General features: G+C 73.9%; 10 protein-coding genes and 1 pseudogene. 3 read left to right on the forward strand and 8 right to left on the reverse strand.

Features of this window, described 5'->3' with window-relative positions; genetic code table 11:
• Nucleotides 1–77 precede the first annotated feature (77 nt).
• The gene (locus tag AB0L34_RS04705; protein WP_363701883.1) at nucleotides 78–767 is read left to right on the forward strand and encodes a helix-turn-helix domain-containing protein; all 690 of its coding nucleotides are present in this window, start codon (nucleotides 78–80) and stop codon (nucleotides 765–767) included.
• Nucleotides 768–883: 116 nt separating this feature from the next.
• Here the strand turns inward: AB0L34_RS04705 and AB0L34_RS04710 are convergent, their stop codons facing one another.
• From AB0L34_RS04710 to AB0L34_RS04720, 3 genes are all read right to left on the reverse strand, one after another.
• A complete protein-coding gene (locus AB0L34_RS04710; RefSeq protein WP_363701885.1) occupies nucleotides 884–4,162 on the reverse strand; it encodes a lamin tail domain-containing protein in 3,279 nt (1,092 codons plus the stop codon).
• 97 nt (nucleotides 4,163–4,259) lie between these two features.
• Complete coding sequence (locus tag AB0L34_RS04715) at nucleotides 4,260–5,276, reverse strand: GNAT family N-acetyltransferase (RefSeq protein ID WP_350707189.1); 1,017 nt, start codon at nucleotides 5,274–5,276, stop codon at nucleotides 4,260–4,262.
• Nucleotides 5,277–5,348: 72 nt separating this feature from the next.
• Nucleotides 5,349–6,812 (reverse strand): lytic murein transglycosylase, encoded by a 1,464-nt coding sequence (locus AB0L34_RS04720; protein ID WP_363701950.1) that lies wholly within the window; start codon nucleotides 6,810–6,812, stop codon nucleotides 5,349–5,351.
• A 56-nt stretch (nucleotides 6,813–6,868) separates the two neighbouring features.
• Here AB0L34_RS04720 and AB0L34_RS04725 point away from each other — a divergent pair, with 56 nt between their 5' ends.
• Both AB0L34_RS04725 and AB0L34_RS04730 read left to right on the forward strand, forming a co-directional pair.
• On the forward strand, nucleotides 6,869–7,090 hold the full coding sequence (locus AB0L34_RS04725; RefSeq protein ID WP_363701887.1) for a zinc ribbon domain-containing protein: 222 nt from the start codon (nucleotides 6,869–6,871) through the stop codon (nucleotides 7,088–7,090).
• Between the two features lie 173 nt (nucleotides 7,091–7,263).
• Nucleotides 7,264–10,023, forward strand: a pseudogene (locus tag AB0L34_RS04730) (adenylate/guanylate cyclase domain-containing protein); the annotation flags it as partial.
• Between the two features lie 151 nt (nucleotides 10,024–10,174).
• Here AB0L34_RS04730 and AB0L34_RS04735 read toward each other — a convergent pair.
• From AB0L34_RS04735 to AB0L34_RS04755, 5 genes are all read right to left on the reverse strand, one after another.
• Nucleotides 10,175–10,711: a phospholipase gene (locus AB0L34_RS04735; RefSeq protein ID WP_357457444.1), complete on the reverse strand. Its 537-nt coding sequence runs from the start codon at nucleotides 10,709–10,711 to the stop codon at nucleotides 10,175–10,177.
• Between the two features lie 176 nt (nucleotides 10,712–10,887).
• Entirely contained in the window at nucleotides 10,888–12,549 is a 1,662-nt protein-coding gene (locus AB0L34_RS04740; protein WP_357457442.1) for a family 10 glycosylhydrolase, read from the reverse strand.
• 270 nt (nucleotides 12,550–12,819) lie between these two features.
• A complete protein-coding gene (locus tag AB0L34_RS04745) occupies nucleotides 12,820–13,836 on the reverse strand; it encodes a glycoside hydrolase family 43 protein (RefSeq protein ID WP_363701890.1) in 1,017 nt (338 codons plus the stop codon).
• Complete coding sequence (locus tag AB0L34_RS04750; RefSeq protein ID WP_363701892.1) at nucleotides 13,833–14,732, reverse strand: carbohydrate ABC transporter permease; 900 nt, start codon at nucleotides 14,730–14,732, stop codon at nucleotides 13,833–13,835. Before AB0L34_RS04750 ends, AB0L34_RS04745 begins: the two co-directional genes overlap by 4 nt.
• A 10-nt stretch (nucleotides 14,733–14,742) precedes the next feature.
• A complete protein-coding gene (locus tag AB0L34_RS04755) occupies nucleotides 14,743–15,708 on the reverse strand; it encodes a sugar ABC transporter permease (protein ID WP_363701952.1) in 966 nt (321 codons plus the stop codon).
• Between the last annotated feature and the right edge of the window lie 35 nt (nucleotides 15,709–15,743).

Below are 15,743 nucleotides of genomic sequence, written 5' to 3' on the forward strand. Positions count from 1 at the left end.
CTCCACAGGTAGGTGGGTTGTCCACAGGCCGGGGAGGCGGGATTGCGAAGGGCCCGCACGGCCGGGACCGTGACGGGATGACCGACATTCCCGCCGCGCCATGGGCCGACGCGCCATGGGCCGACGCGCCATGGGCCGACGCGCCATGGGCCGACGACCGGCCGTCCCCTGACGACCAGCCCGGCTCTGACGACCAGCCCGGCTCTGACGACCAGCCCGGCTCTGACGAGCAGCCGGGCTGCGAAGATCAAGCGCGCTCCGACGAGCCGCCCGTGCTGCTGACCGAGCCGTTCGACATTCCGTGGCCCGCCGCCGGCATCGTCCGTGCGATCCGGCGTCGCGCCGACCTGAGCCAGCGGGAGCTGGCTCGGTGGGCGGGGGTGCACCACGCCACCGTGGGGCGGATCGAGGCGGGTCGGCTGGTGCCGAGCATCCTGCTCCTGCGCCGCGTCATCGGGGTCGCCGGGTTCCGGCTGGCGGTGGTCGACGAGTTCGGGCGGGTGCTGAAGCCGATGCGGGACCGCGACGACACCCGCGACGGGGCGGAACGCCGCTACCCGTCGCACCTCGACACCATTCTCGACCCCGAGCCCGGGGAGTGGTGGGCGGACCTCTACGGGCTAGCCCGCCCGCCGGAGACGTTCTACCGCAATCGCGCCGTCCGGGACGCCATGCGGCGGCGCAGCCAGTGGGAGGTGCGGGTGGCCAAGTACCGCAACGTGCCCCCGCCGCCGCGCGCGTGCGGGCACGATCGCCGGTGTCCGTGAACCCATCGTCCCCGTCGGCCCATTGCTCCCTGAGATGGCCGACGGCCCGCCCGCCAGGTGCTTCCTGGCGGGCGGGCCGTCGGTACGCGCAGCCGGAGGGGCTGCCTGGGGCGACGTCAGTCGTCGTCGGCGATGGTGCCCACCGCGACCGGGTCGGCGAGGCGCAGCCCCGGAACGCCCGTCACCAGCAGCGTCAGCTTCTCGTCGGCCTCCCGCTTGCGGTCACCGCGCACAGTCACCGGGAAGGCCAGCGAGGTCTGCCCGGCGGCCAGGACCTTGCAACCGACGTAGGGGTCGTAGTCGGCGCCCGCCTGGGCCGTTGTGCCGTACGTGGCGGCGCAGAGCAGCACCGGCTGGGACAGCGGTCGCGAGACGGTGACCGTGAAGGTCAGTGGGCGGGTGCCCCGGTCGCCCTCGGCCACCGACACGTCCCCGACGCTGAGCGAGGCCCGCGACCGGAACCGGGCCACCTGCGGGTCGTGGTCACTGGAGCCGCGCGTGCCGTCGGCGGCGTGCTCGGCCGGCCAGTCGGCGTTGATGTGCGCCGCCCGCATCTCCACCAGGTCCCGGTGCAGCGCGCCGTTGACGAACAGGTGGTCCAGCGTCTGCGACTGCCCCTCGAAGCTGTACGAGTAGGCGGACGACGGGGCGTCGGCGAGCAGGTCGTCCCAGAGGTTGCGCATGCCGGCCTCGTACAGCGGCCCGAGCTGGTCCGACGGGGTGGGCTCCGCGGCCGTGGCGATCGGGTCGTCGGGGCGGGGGAAGACGTTCAGGTCCCCGCCGTACACCACCCGCGCGTCCGGGTCCGACGCCTCGATCGCCGTGACGATCGCGGCCCCGTACGCGGCCTGCTCCCGGCGCTGCCCGACCCGGCTGTCCGGCCCCGAGGAGTAGTGGTTGCTCGCGGCCCACAGGGTGTACCGCTCGGTCGACCCGGGCGCGGCGGCCACGGTGAACTTGCCGAGCTGCGGAGCCCGGGTGAAGACGTTGTCACCGTCCTTGCCGGTGGAGGTGTCCACGTCGGCGGGAAGCACGGCGTTGAGCGCCTTCGGGTTCTGCACGTCCGCGTTGCCCGGCAGCCCCGCGCCGCGGTACTGCACCGTCGGCGCCGAGCCCAGCAGCGGGTCGCTGGCGGTCGCCTCGGCCAGCGACACCCGGTCGGTGCGGTACAGGAACGCGGCGGTGATGCCCCGCGCGTCCGCGCCACTGCGGTCGTACGCGGCCGCGTAGGCCGGGCCGCCGCTCGCCGCGATGGTCAGCGCCAGGTCCTGGAGGGTGTCCGGCGCGCCGTCCGCGTTGTTGGTGGTGCCGCACACCAGCTCGCCGCCGGAGACCGCGCAGATGTCCTGGTCCTCCGCCTCCTGCACGAGGATCAGGTCGGGCGAGTGCAGGTCGGTGCTGATCTGGTCGGCCAGCGCGGCGAGCTGGTCGCGGTACTCCTGCTCGCTGCCGGGGACGTAGTCGAACGGCGGGCGCACCCCGGTGCAGCCGGCGTTGCCGGCGAAGTCGCAGCCGTCGAACGGGTCGTCGCGGTAGTCGTACAGGTTCTCGACGTTGTAGGTCGCGACCGCGACCTCCTCCGACCGCTTGGCCGGCTGCGGCGGGTTGTTCGTGGACGGGTCGGTCCCGCCGGTGAACTCGGCCCGCTCGACCTGCACGCCGTACTTCTCGAACGAGTAGTAGAGGCCACCGACCGCGTCGGCGGTCAGCGTGTCGAAGGTGCGGGCGGGTGGGAGCAGCGCGCCGCTGTCGCCCGTGGTGCCCTTGACGCCCATGCTGCCGAGCAGGATGCGCTGGCCGTTGCCGTCGTCGAAGCGGCGGCCCGGGTCGTTGTCCAGCGGGTGCGCGTCCCGGAACACCCGGCGGGCGTACGGGTCGGCGCGATCCAGCAGCGGGTCGTCCCGGTCGATCACGAAGATCTCGCCGTCGGCGGTGGAGGCGAAGACGTTCCGCCCGCTCACGGCGCCGCTGCCGGCCCGCACCCGCAGCCGGGCGCCCTCGTGCCGCTCCCAGAACCGCTGCGCGTCGGCCAGCTCGACCGGCGGCACCGCGTCGGCCACCTCGACCTCGGCGTTCACGTCGACGCCGGAGGCGAGCTTGCGCACCAGTGACGCGCCGGAGAGCTGGGTGAAGTTGAAGTACTCGGAGACCCGGGCCCGGAGCACCACCTCGTCGCCGACCGTCGGCACGTAGCCGCCGATCAGCGAGGTGAACGAGCCCATGAAGACGAAGATGCCGTCCGAGCTGGTCGGGTCGCCGTCGGTGGCGCCGGACCGGCTCTGCAGGAAGAAGCCGCGCTGGTCCCGGCCCGACGAGTCACGCGCCAGGGTGAGCTGGGTGATCACGCCGCGCACGTCGTACAGCGTGCTGCTGGTGCCGTTGCCGGACGCCGGCGCGAGCGGGGACCGGTCGGCCGGGCCGGACTCGCCGTCGGTGGTCGGGCCCTGCACCTCGCCGACGGTCAGCTCGCGGGTGACCTGCACGGCGAGGGTGCAGGTGGCGGTGCCGCCGTCCGCGTCGGTCGCGGTCAGCACCACCGTGTACGCCCCGGCGGCCAGGTCGGCGCTCGCGCCGACCGTGGCCCGGGCGGTGCCGCCGACCGCGTCGGCCGGGGTGACGGCCGTGCGGCTGACGGAGCCGGTGGCGGGGGTCGGGCTGACCGAGGTGACCGCCAGGTCGACGATCCGGTCGTCGGCGTCGGTGGCGGTGACCTCCCGGGTCGCCGCCGTGCCGACCGGGGTGACCAGCGCCGGGCCGCAGGTGAGCGTCGCCGGCGCGTCGACCGGGCCGCCCCCGTCGACGGTGTGCGTGCCGAGCCCGTCGAACGTGTCGACCGGGAATCCGGCCCACTGGGCGGCCGGGTCGAACGCGTCCGAGGGGTCGGTGTCGCCGGACGTCACGGCGGGCAACCGGCGCAGGGTGTTGTTCTCGGTGCTGGTGACACCGGTGCCCCACTCGGTGCCCGGGTCGACGCCGACCTGGCCGATCGAGTCGAGCACGGTGCCGCCCCGGCGCAGCACGATCGCGTCGTCGCCGTTGAACAGGCCGGCTGTCGTGGTCTGGTCGGCCCGGTCCAGGATCGCCGGCGCGGCCGAGGCGGAGGCGAAGACGAAGACGTCGCCGGCCGCGACGGTCCCGGTCAGCGCCACGTTCGTCGGGGTGGTGGAGCCGTTGAAGTGCAACTGGAGCTGGTAGCCGTTGGCGGCCAGATCGACGGCGGCGCCGGTGCCGTTGAACAGCTCGATCGCCTTGTTGTTCGACGAGCCTTCGACGTACTCCGAGATGAACAGGTCGGTGGGCGCGGCGCTGGCCGCGGTGGGTGCGACGCCGACAGCCGCGACGGTCACGGCGGCGGTGGCGGTCGCGAGCGCGGCAAGAGTGCGGCGCGGGCGCATGGGGCCTCCACGATGGGTGGACGGGGAACTAACGCACGTTAAGGGGCTCCGCTGACCGTCGTCCATCCCCCACCGGTCGGTTTCGTGAACTCTCCGGTCAGCGTCCGGCGTCGAGGCGGTGCACCAGCTCGGCCACGTCGACGCTGTATTCACACCACTCGCGGTCCGCACGGTAGCCCAACTCGGCGTTGACCTTGAGCATGGCCTCGTTGGCCTGTGCGTTCCAGGTCTGCACCTCGGTCAGCTTCGGCTCCGCCGAGCGCAGCTCCAGCAGCATCCGCGCCTTGATCGCCCGGTCGATGCCGTAGCCCCGGTGGTCCTGCACGACGATGGTGTCGTACTGGTCGGCGCGGGTGGGGTGCTGGGCGGGCACCACCACCTCGGTCAGGCCGGCCACCTCCCCGGTCTGCTCGTGGAGGGCGAGCACGATGTAGGGCTTCATGCCCCGCCGGTGCAGGCAGTCCAGGCTGTCCCGCAGCCGCTGCGGGTCGTACGAGCTGGGGCGCAGCTCGCCGTCGTCGACGTCGCGCACCTCCGCCTTGGCCCGGGCGTACGCGTCGATCAGGTCGTCGGGCGGCCCGCCGGGGCAGAACTCCAGGTGGTAGCCCGCGCCGATGCCGGTGGCCATCTCGGACAGCTCGACCCAGTCCACCGCGGACAGGTCGAGCACGCTTCGGGTCTCGACGTATTCCTTGGAGAAGCCGAGCGACTCGTAGAAGGCGACGGCCGGCGTGTCGCCGACCACCTCGACCCCGATCGACTGGAAGCCCTCCTGGTAGGCCCGCCGGGCGGCCACCAGGACCAGGTCACGGCCGAGCCCGCTGCGCCGCCGGGAGGGGTGCACCAGCACCTCCAGCACGCCGATGTCGCCGAGCAGGAGCACGTTCACCTGGCCGAGGATCGGCCCCGGCGCCCCGCCGCCGGCCGGCTCCGCCTGGGCGACCCAGGAGATCCGCCGCTCGCCGGGCATCACCTCGGAGAGGTATTCCCGCAGGGAACTCTCCCGCCACGGTGGATCCCGCGGCAGATCGACTGCCAGGACCGCGTTGAGCGTGTCCAGCAGCGACGCGATCTCGGCGGACGACGCGGTCCTGGGGTCCCACTCGCGCACCATCACCTGTATAGCTTGCCGCTAACCGCTGCCCGGGGGAAGTGTCCGGTTCTCCAATGTATGCGGACGATCACTTCACGTGCGGCTGGCCTGTCCGTACCGGTTGGCGGTGTCGAAGACGTCCTGGGCGTACTGGCGGACGTCGTTGTACGACAGGATCGCGTTCCACCAGTCGGCCGGGATGGTGAGGTTCCGGCTGCCCTTGCAGAGGTAGTTGCCGGCGGCGAGCGCGGCGTCGTCCAGGTCGTGCGGGTCCTTGACGCCGTCGTTGTCGGCGTCCGCCCCGATCTCCTGCCAGGTGGTGGGGATGAACTGCATCGGCCCGATCGCGCGGTCGAAGGTGGTGTCCTTGTCCAGCCGGCCGCCGTCGGTGTCGGGGATGCGCATCCGGTTGCCCTGCCCGTCCAGCGGCAGGCCGATGATCTCGGGCAGCGCCTTGCCGTCCTGCCCGAGCCGGGCGTTGTTGGCCTGGCCGTGCCCGGACTCGACGAAGCCGATGGCCGCCAGCGTGGTCCAGCTCAGGCCGCAACTGCGGTTGGTCTGGGCGAGCACCAGCTCGGCGTAGCCGTACGCCTGCATGGCCACCGGCGAGATGCCGACCTTCGGCCCGACCTGCGCGGCCCAGCCGGCGAGGGCGTCCGACGGCCGGCCGGTGGTCACCCCGCCGCCGGCCGGGCCGGTCGGCACCGTGCTGAGCGGCGGCACCGTCTGGGTGGGCAGCGGCAGCCCGCCGGGCAGCGGCTCCTGCGGGCCGGCCGTCGGCGCGACGGAGGCGGCGTCGGCGACCGGACGGGGCGCGCGGACCGTCGCGGGCACCAGCAGCGCGCCCGCCGCGGCGGTCGCCGCGACCAGGGCGAGCAGGAACACCCCGGGCAGGGTGAGCCGCCCGCTGGGGCGCCGCGACCAGTCCCGGGTCGCCCGGACCGCGGCCGCCGCCGCCTGACGCGGCGGTGGCAGGCGTACGGCGTGCGCGAACGGCACCCGGCGCCGCCGGGCTCGCGCGGCCGGCCCGTTGGTGAGCACGTCCACCTTCGTCGCCGCGAGGTCGCTCTTCCCCGCCGACGTCGGCGCGGCCGAGCCGCCCCCGGCGCCGCTCCCCGAGTCGCCGGGCTTGGTGTCGGCGGCGGACGTGCCGGCGGGCTTGGTGTCGGCGGTCGACGTGCCGGCGGCGGACGTGCCGGCGGGCTTGGTGTCGGCGGTCGACGTGGCGGCGGCGGCACCGGGCTTCGCGGCGGCCGGCGGCTCGGTGTCGGCGCTCGGCTTCCCGGCGGCGGCCGGTGCCGCCCCGGCCGGCGGGACGTCCGGGGCGGACGGTGCGGCGGGGGTGGCCGACGGCCCGGTCGGCGTCGGCGCGGGCTCGGCGGGTGCCGCCGTCGGGGTGCCGGCGCCGGTGGGTGCCTCGGACCTCAGCCAGGGGCGGCGGGGACGGGGCAGGCGCGCCGACGACCCCGGTGCGACCCCGGAGCCGGCGGGTGGCCCGTCGGGCGGCACGGCCGGTCGCAGGGGCCGATGGGTCGATCTGTCCTCGCCGTCCACCACAAGTTGAGTATCACCCATGTCTCCTCGGGCGTCAGGCCCGGCCGTACCCTGGAGTCATGCCCCGGTACGAGTTCCGTTGCCGCGCCTGCGGCGACACCTTCGAGGTCAACCGTCCGATGTCGCAGGCCGGCGAGCCGGCGCCCTGCCCGTGGGGACACACGGACACCGTCAAGCTCCTCTCCACCGTCTCGGTCACCGGTCGGGGTGGCGGCGCGGTCGGCGGCGCGGCCGCTCCGACCGGCGGTGGTGGCTGCTGCGGTGGTGGCTGCGGCTGCTGAGTGGTGGCGACGGCTGCTGACTCGTCGGCCTCCGCCCGCCCGTCGGCCGGCCCCGTCCGTCCGCGCCGAGGCCGCCGGGCCCCTTGAGTCCGAGCCCGGCCGGCCGTTCTCACGATGCGTGACGATCCAGTATCAGGCAGCATGAGTCCGACGTCACGGGGGAGGTCCCACGCATGTCGCCACGGATCCACCTCCCCAGCGGGTGGGTGACCTTCGTCTTCACCGACATCGAGGGCTCGACCCGGCTGGCCCAGCTCCTCGGGCCGGACTACCGGCCGGTGCTGCGGGAGCACCGCCGCCTGCTGCGCCGGACGATCGCCGCCACCGAGGGCGCGGAGCTGCTGACCGAGGGGGACTCGTTCTTCCTCGCGTTCGGCGACGCGACCGCCGGGCTGACCGCCTGCCTCACCGCGCAGCGGGCGCTGGCCAGCCACCAATGGCCGACCGCCGAGGCCGTGCCCCGGGTCCGGATGGGGCTGCACACCGGCTGGGCCGAGCCGCGCGACGGCGAGTACGCCAGCCCCGAGGTGCACCGGGCGGCCCGGGTGGCCGCTGCCGCGCACGGCGGGCAGGTGCTCTGCTCGGCGTCGACGGCGCGGCATGCCGACCCGCTGCCGGCCGGCGCGTCCCTGCTGGACCTGGGCCTGCACCGGCTGCGCGGCTTCGACGACCGGGAACGGCTCTTCCAACTGGTCGCCCCGGGCATCGAGCGGCAGTTCCCGCGGCCACGTACGGCCGACGCGGTCGCGCACAACCTGCCCACCCAGGTGACCTCGTTCGTGGGCCGGCAGGCCGAGCGCGCCGAGCTGCGCCGGCTGGTGGAGGCGCACCGGCTGGTCACCGTGCTCGGGGCGGGTGGGGCGGGCAAGACCCGGCTCGCCGTGGAGCTGGGCACCGACCTGGTGGAGTCGTACCCGGACGGGGTCTGGTTCGTCGACATCGCCGCGGTGACCGACCCGGGCCTGGTGGCGTTCGCGGTCGCCGCCGTGCTCGGCCTGCGTCCCGAGCCCGGCCGCCCGATGGTCGAGACCCTGGTGGAGTACGCTGCCGCGCGCCGGATGCTGGTCGTCCTGGACACCTGCGACGCCCAGCCGGCCGCCTCGGCCGAGGTGATCTCGCGGCTGCTCGCCGGCGGGGTGGGCGTGCGGGTGCTCGCCACCAGCCGGGAGTCGTTCGGCCTGCCCGGCGAGGTGGTCTGGCGGATTCCGCCGCTGTCGGTCGACCCGCCGGCGGACGGGGCGGAGAGCGACGCGGTCGCGCTGCTGCTGGACCGGACGGCGGCGGCCCGGGGCGGCCGGCAGCCGGACCCGGCCGAGTCGGCCGACCTGCGCCGGGTCGTGCAGCGGTTGGACGGGCTGCCGCTCGCCATCGAGTTGGCCGCCGCCCGGCTGCGGGTGCTCTCGGTCGGCCAGCTCGCCGAGCGCCTCGACGACGTGCTCGGCACGCTGGACGCGGGCCGGGAGAACCCGGAGCCGCCCCCGGTGGAGCGGGCGTGGACGGGCAACCAGCAGGACACGGTGGATTTGGTCGCGGCGGCCGTCGGGGTGCCGCCGCCCACCCCGGCGACCCGGGCGGTGCAGCGGTCCGCCACCGAACGGCACCTCACCATGCAGGCCACGGTCACCTGGTCGTACCGGACGCTGGGGCCGCGCGCCGCCCGGTTGCTGCGCTGGCTGGCGGTCTTCGCCGGCCCGGTGGACCTGTCGACGGTGGAGTGGCTGCTCGGCACCGACCCGCTCGACCCGCTCTCCGTGCTGGTCGACAAGTCGATGGTGCTGGCCGAGCCGCACGCCTCGGGCAGCACCTACCGGATGCTCGACCCGATCCGGGCGTACGCGGCCCGGCGGTTGGCGGAGGCGGGGGAGGAGCGGGCCGCCCGGGACCGGCACGTCGCCTGGTCGGCGCACGCGCTGGAGCGGGCGCACCTCGGCCCGGACGGGCAGCCGGTCACGTTGTCGCTCTACGCCCTCGACCCTCTCGCCGGTGAGCTGCGCGCCGCGCTGCGCTGGTGCGCGACCGGCGGCAGCGCCCGGGCGGGGCTGCGGCTGGCCGGGGGCCTGGACCAGTGGTGGCGGGAGCGGGGCCTGGCCCGGGAGGGGCGGCTCTGGCTGTTCCGGCTGTACGGGCGGATCGCCGAGACCGGGGAGCGGATCCCGGAGGCCGAGCTGGCGGCGGCGTACCACATGCACTCGCTGCACGCCGGCGCGGACGGCGAGTTCGCCGAGGAGCTGCGGTTCTCCCAGCGGGCGGAGGCGGCGGCCCGGCAGGCCGGCGACGCCGGCCTGCTCGCCCGGGTCCTCGCCGGGCGCGCGGCCCCGTTGGTCGACATGGGACAGTTCGCGGAGGCCGAGCGGGTCTGCCGGGAGGTCATCGACTGGGCGCACGACCGGGAGGTGGTCGGCGACGCGCTGTTCGCCGTGCTCAGGTTGGCCGAGCTCCTCTGGCGGCGGGGCGCCCTGGACGAGGCCGCCGAGCTGTTGGGTGCGGCCCGCCCGGTCGAGGCCGCCCGCCCGGTCGAGCGGGGGCGGCGCTCGGTCGACATGCTGCTCGGGATGGTGGCACTGGCCCGCGGCGACCTGGTCGCCGCGCACGAGCACCTCCAGGTGGCGCTCCGGTCCCGGATGAGCCACGGCTTCCACGGCCGGGCCTGTGACACGCTCAACGCGATCGCGGTGCGCTGCGCCGGCGGGGGCGACGGGTCGACGGCCGCCCGCCTCTTCGGCGCGGCGGGGGCGACCCGGGCGAGCATGCGCTGCACGCCCGGCATCTACGGAGCGTACTGGGCGCAGCGGCAGGGGGAGCTGCGCCGGGCGTTGGGCGACGCGGTCTTCGACGCCGCGTACGGGGAGGGGACCGAGCTGGGGCTGGAGGAGGCGGCGGCGCTGGCGCTCGGCGTGGAGCATCCGGACCTGGCGGCGGATTCGACGAGGTTCGGCGCGGACCGGGCCCGCCCGGCTCCCCGTCGCCCCGTGACACCCGACCGCCACACCGAGCACGCCTGACCGACGTTCGGGTCGGGCGCGGCGTCGACCGGGCGGTCCCGCCCCGCCCGGGGGAGGCGGGACGGGACCCGGTCGACCCGCCTCAGCGGAGGGCGGCGCGGCGCTCGGCGTCGGCCTTCATCCGGGCGGCGCGGTCGATGTCGGCCTGCTGCACGGCGGCGACGGAGCCGAAGGCGCTGACGGCCTGGTAGTACGTCCAGGCGAGGCTGTAGCAGGCCGGCCGGACGATGGTGCTGTACGTGGCGCAGACCCGCTTCAGGTCCTCGTAGAAGGCGCTGTCCAGGCGGGACTTGTTGGCCGAGAACTGGCCCATCGCCTTGTAGTTGCGGTAGCCGAAGTCGTGCCGGTAGCAGGAGAGGGTGAAGTTGAAGCCGAGCGGGTTGTCCGGACTGGACGAGCAGTAGTCGGTCGACCAGTCGAAGGCGTAGTCGGCCCAGGCGGCCTTGTTCAGCCGGGCGGAGTTCCAGGCGTTGTAGCTGGTGGCGCTGGTCTGGGTCCAGCTCGACAGGACGGACAGCTTCTGCGTGGGGGTGACGGCGGCGGCGGGGGTGGCGACGCCGAGCAGGACGAGCAGCGCGAGCGCGCCCGAGGCGAGCAGGGTGGTGAGGCGTCTGGGCACGGTTACCTCCGCGGGGGTCGGCGGGTGGGGCGGGGTTACCGGCGGGTCACCGGATGTCGACCAGTTTCGATCAATGGCCGTTCCCGGAGGTGTCGTGCCCGTCGACAATTGGTGACAGATGCCGAAACAGACGAATGCCCCGGGCGCCAGGGGCACCCGGGGCATTCGGTGGGACGTCAGCGGACGAACGCCGGCGGGCTGGCCGGGCTCTCGTTCGCCAGCCGGTCGAGCGCGGTCACGTAGTACGTGTACCGCTTGCCCGCCTCGGCGGTGGTGTCCACCCAGGACTGCGTCTGCGAGTCGCCGTCGGCGCGGACCGTGTCGACCAGGTGCGCCGCGTCGGCGAAGTCGCACCGGCCGGCCAGGCCGACCCCGTCGAACCGGTAGATCGCGTACGACGTGGCGGTGCCGAGCGGGCCCTGGCCGTCGGCCGGCTGGAGCCAGTTCAGCCGGACCCCGTCGTCCTGCCGCGCGGCCTTCGTGACCACGGGCATGAGCAGCGGCTTCGACGGCAGGTGCGACATGGTCGGGATCAGCGCCGGCCGCGAGTAGTGCTCGGCGGCGTAGATGTCGGTCGCGCCGAGCCGGTTGGCCCGGACCTGCACGGCCGAGAAGTGGACGTTGCCCAGCACCTCGGGGTGCGCCCGGTTGAGCGTCAGGTGGTCGGACAGCTCGCGCGGGTTCATCCAGAAGGAGCCGTAGGCCGGGTCACCGCTCTTGTAGTCGGCCTGCCCGATGTAGAGCTGCACCCGGGTGCCCTTGACCACGTCCGCCCACCACGGCACGAGCCGGGCGTAGTCGGCGGCCGGGTACTGGCCGATGTACCAGTAGAGCTGCGGCACGATGTAGTCGATCCACTCCTCCTTGACCCACTTGCGGGTGTCGGCGGAGATGATGTCGTACGACTGGCTGCCGGTGGTGTCCGAGCCCAGCGGGTCGGCCGACTGGTTGCGCCAGATGCCGAACGGGCTGACGCCGAACTTCACCCAGGACTTCTCGGCCTTGATCTTGGCGTTCATCTCCTGGATCAGCAGGTTGATGTTGTCCCGCCGCCAGTCGGCCTTGTTGGTGAAGCCCCGGTTGTGCGCCGCGAAGGTGGCGTCGTCGGGCACCTGGTGGGTGCCGCTCGGGTAGGGGTAGAAGTAGTCGTCGAAGTGCACGCCGTCGACGTCGTACCGCTTGACGGCGTCCATCATCGCGGTCTGGACGAACTCGCGGACCTCCGGGATGCCGGGGTTGTAGTAGAGCCGGCTGCCGGCCACCCCGGCCGGCGGGTAGGCGAAGGTCCACTCCGGGTGCTCCCGCGCCGGGTGGTTCGGCGCGAGCTTGCTGATGTCCGCGCCGGCGCCGCCCGGGGCCGGCATCGAGATGCGGTACGGGTTGAACCAGGCGTGGAACTCCAGGTTCCGCTTGTGCGCCTCCTCGACCACGAACTTCAGCGGGTCCCAGCCCGGGTTCTCGCCGCGGACCCCGGTCAGGTACTCCGACCAGGGCTCGTACGGCGACGGCCAGAACGCGTCGGCGGTCGGCCGGATCTGGACGACCACCGCGTTGTGGTTGAGCCGCTCGGCGAGGTCCAGCAGCTCGCGGTACTCGGCCTGCTGGGTGGCGATGCGGTCGGGCGAGGTCTGGGACGCCTTGGTCGGCCAGTCGATGTTGACGACCGAGGAGATCCACATTGCCCGGAACTGCCGCTTCGGCGTGGCCGGGTCGGTGACGCAGGTGGTGGTGGAGGCGGTGGTCGCCGCGTCGGGCGCCGCGCTCGCGGGGGTGGCGGCGACGAGCGCGCCGAGCAGTGCGGCGGCCAGCCCGGCGGCTCCGAGCCGAGTTGCCTTCATGCGGTGTGTCCCTTCGTTGGGGCTCCCGTGTCAGGGGTCGATCGCGGCGCTATCGGCAAGATTCGCCGTTGACAATCTGCCGCTGGTAGGAAATTTTCACACTCCTGGGTCCGGCGCAAGGGTCTGCGCGGGATCGGTCCGTCCGTCGGGTTCGGCTCCGCCGTGCGGCCGGGCTGACCGGGCGCACCGTGACGACCCGCACACGGCAGGTCGTCACCCGAACGGGCCGGGAAGTCCCGGGCCGTTGCCTCCGGCCCTGCGGGTCCCGCGTCAGGGACGGGGCTGGGGCGTGCCCGTGGGGCCCTTGACCACCGGCCTGCCGCCGTCCCAGACGACCTCGTCGAGCCAGATCTGGCGGCCCGGGTCGACCGTGCCCTCCTGACCGGGCGGCCAGGCGTGGTAGAGCAGCCAGGTGCGACCGTCCACCACCACCATCGAGGCGTGCCCCGGCCCGGAGGCCGCCCCGTTGGTCGCCAGGATCGGGTTCTCCGGGGCCTTCACACAGGGGCCGGTCGGCGACTCGCAGACCGCGTAGCCCTCGGCGTACTCGGCGCGGTCGTAGGCGTTGGCGGCGAAGAACAGGAACAGCTTTCCGTCGTGCCGGTGGAGAAACGGCCCCTCGACCAGGTTGCCCTCCCACGGCTCGGTCTGCTTCAGCAGCCTCACCGGCTCGCCGACCAGGCGCAGCCCGTCGTCGGAGAGGCGCTGCGACCAGATCCAGGTGTCCACCCCGACGGCGTTGCCGTCGTTCTTCCACAGCAGCCACAGGCTGCCGTCGGCGTCCCGGAACGGGCTGGCGTCGATCGCCCCACCCAGCTCCGCCTGGCAGATCAGCGGAGCGGTCGAGTCGTCCCGGTACGGCCCCTGCGGGGCGCTCGCCACCGCCCGGCCGACGCACTGCCGCCCGGACTCGCGCCCGGCGACCGTGTAGTAGAGCAGGAACCGGTCCGGGGCCAGCTCGATCACCTCGGGCGCCCAGTTCCTCCCGGGCTCCGCCCACGCGGGCAGCTCCGGCAGCGCGTCCCCGGCCGGCGTCCAGTCGACCAGGTCGGGGGAGGTGAGCACCGGGACGTTGCGGCCGGCGGCGTTGGTGTGGAAGAGGTACCAGGTGTCGCCCACCCGGATCGCCTGCGGATCCGGGGCGTCGGTGCGTACGACGGGGTTGGTGAACATGCGCGCGTCGGTCTCCCTGCTCGTGGGTCTCGGATCGCCCCCGCACCCGGCGGCGAGCAGCGCGGCGGCGAGCACCGCCGCCGCGCCGCGCCGCCGGGTCGTCCCGCCCGTCATCCCTTCAGGCCGCTGCGGGAGACGCCCTGGATGATGTGCCGCTGGGCGAGGACGAAGAGGACCAACACCGGCAGGCTGGCCAGCATCGCCCCGGCCATGAGCACCGGGTAGTCGGTGTTGTAGGCGCCCTGGAGCAGGCCCAGCCCCGGCGGCAGGGTGAGCATCTCCGGGCTGAACAGCACGAAGATCGGCCACAGGAAGTCGTTCCAGTTGGTCAGGAACGACAACACGGCCAGGGTGGCCAGCGCCGGCCTGGACAGCGGCAGCACCACCTTCCAGAAGATCTGCCACTGGTTGGCGCCGTCCAGCACCGCGGCCTCCTCCAGCTCCCGGGGCAGGGAGAGGAAGAACTGCCGCAGGAAGAACACCCCGAACGCGCTCGCCGCGCCGGGCACGACCACGACGGCCAGGGTGTCGATCCAGTTCAGCTCGTCGACGATCAGGAAGTTCGGGATGATCAGCGAGGTCGGCGGGATGAACAGCGTCCCGACGATCAGCGCGAAGAGCACCCTGCGGCCGCGGAACCGCATCCGGGCCAGGGCGTACGCGGCCGCCGAGGCGGTCGCCAGCACCAGCAGCGCGTGCGCCGTGGCGGCCAGCATGCTGTTCGCGAACCAGCGCAGCACGGGGTTCGCGGAGTTGTCGAGGACCTGCTCGTAGCCGTACCCGGAGATCGGGTCCGGCAGCCAGGTCGGCGGGATCCGCTGGGCCCCGGTGTAGGTCTTCAGCGAGGTGATGACCATCCACACCAGCGGCGTCAGGAAGACCAGGGCGAGCCCCACCAGGGTGGCGTAGAGCGCGGCCCGGCGCAGCCCGGTGGCCGGTGCGCGGCCGGCCGACGGGGTCCTGCCGCGGATCGGCGCGGGGGCGCGCCCGGTGCGCGTGGGCGTCGTCATGGCGGTCCCCTCAGTCTTCCCGGTAGCGGAAGAGGCGGAAGTTGGCGATGCTCACGACCGCCAGCATCAGGGCGAACACGATGCTCATCGCGGCGGCACGGCCGGCGTCGTTGTCCCGCAGCCCCTCCTCGACGATGAACCAGACCACGGTGCGGGTCTCCGTGCCCGGTGCGCCCTGGGTGATCAGGAACGACTGCCCGAACACGTTCGCCGAGGCGAGCACGGTCGTGGTGATCACGAACAGCAGGACCGGGCGCAGCCCGGGGAGCGTGACGTGGCGGAACCGTTCCCAGGCGCTCGCGCCGTCGACCTTCGCCGCCTCGTACAGCTCCGGCGGGATGTCCTGGAGCCCGGCCAGGTAGATCACGGCGTTGAAGCCGGACGTCCACCAGACGGTCACCCCGACCAGCGACACCCAGGCCCACGGCACGTCGGTCACCCACGGGGTGTCGGCCGGCAGCCCGACCATCCCGGCGAGCCGGTTGACCAGGCCGAGGTTGGCGTCGAGCAGGAACCGCCAGAGCAGGCCGATCACCGCCACGCCCAGCACGTACGGCGCGAAGTAGACCGCCCGGAAGAAGGTCCGGCCGGGGAACGAGCGGTTCAGCAGCAGTGCCAGCCCGAGCGGGACGACCACCAGCAGCGGCACCGACAGGACGGTGAAGATCCCCGTCGCCCGTACGCTCTGCCACCAGTCGCCGTAGACGGCCGAGTCGCCGGAGAACAGCTCCCCGTAGTTGTCCAGCCCGACGAAGGGCCGGTGGGGCAGCTGGAAGTCCCACTGGTGCACGCTGAGCCAGAGGCCGAGCACGATCGGCAGCAGGCCGAAGACCCCGAACAGGACCAGGTACGGGGCGAGGAAGAGGTACGGCGTCAACCGCCCCGTCCGGCCCGACGCGGCGCCCCGGCGGGCGGTGCCGGCCGCCGGGGGCGGGGCGCCCGCCGGCGGCCGCCCGCCCGCCGAGACGACCGCCACCGGCGGTGAGCAACCCGAAATGATTGGGGTGTGGT

The organism is Micromonospora sp. NPDC052213, assembly GCF_040679695.1.
Lineage (GTDB): Bacteria > Actinomycetota > Actinomycetes > Mycobacteriales > Micromonosporaceae > Micromonospora.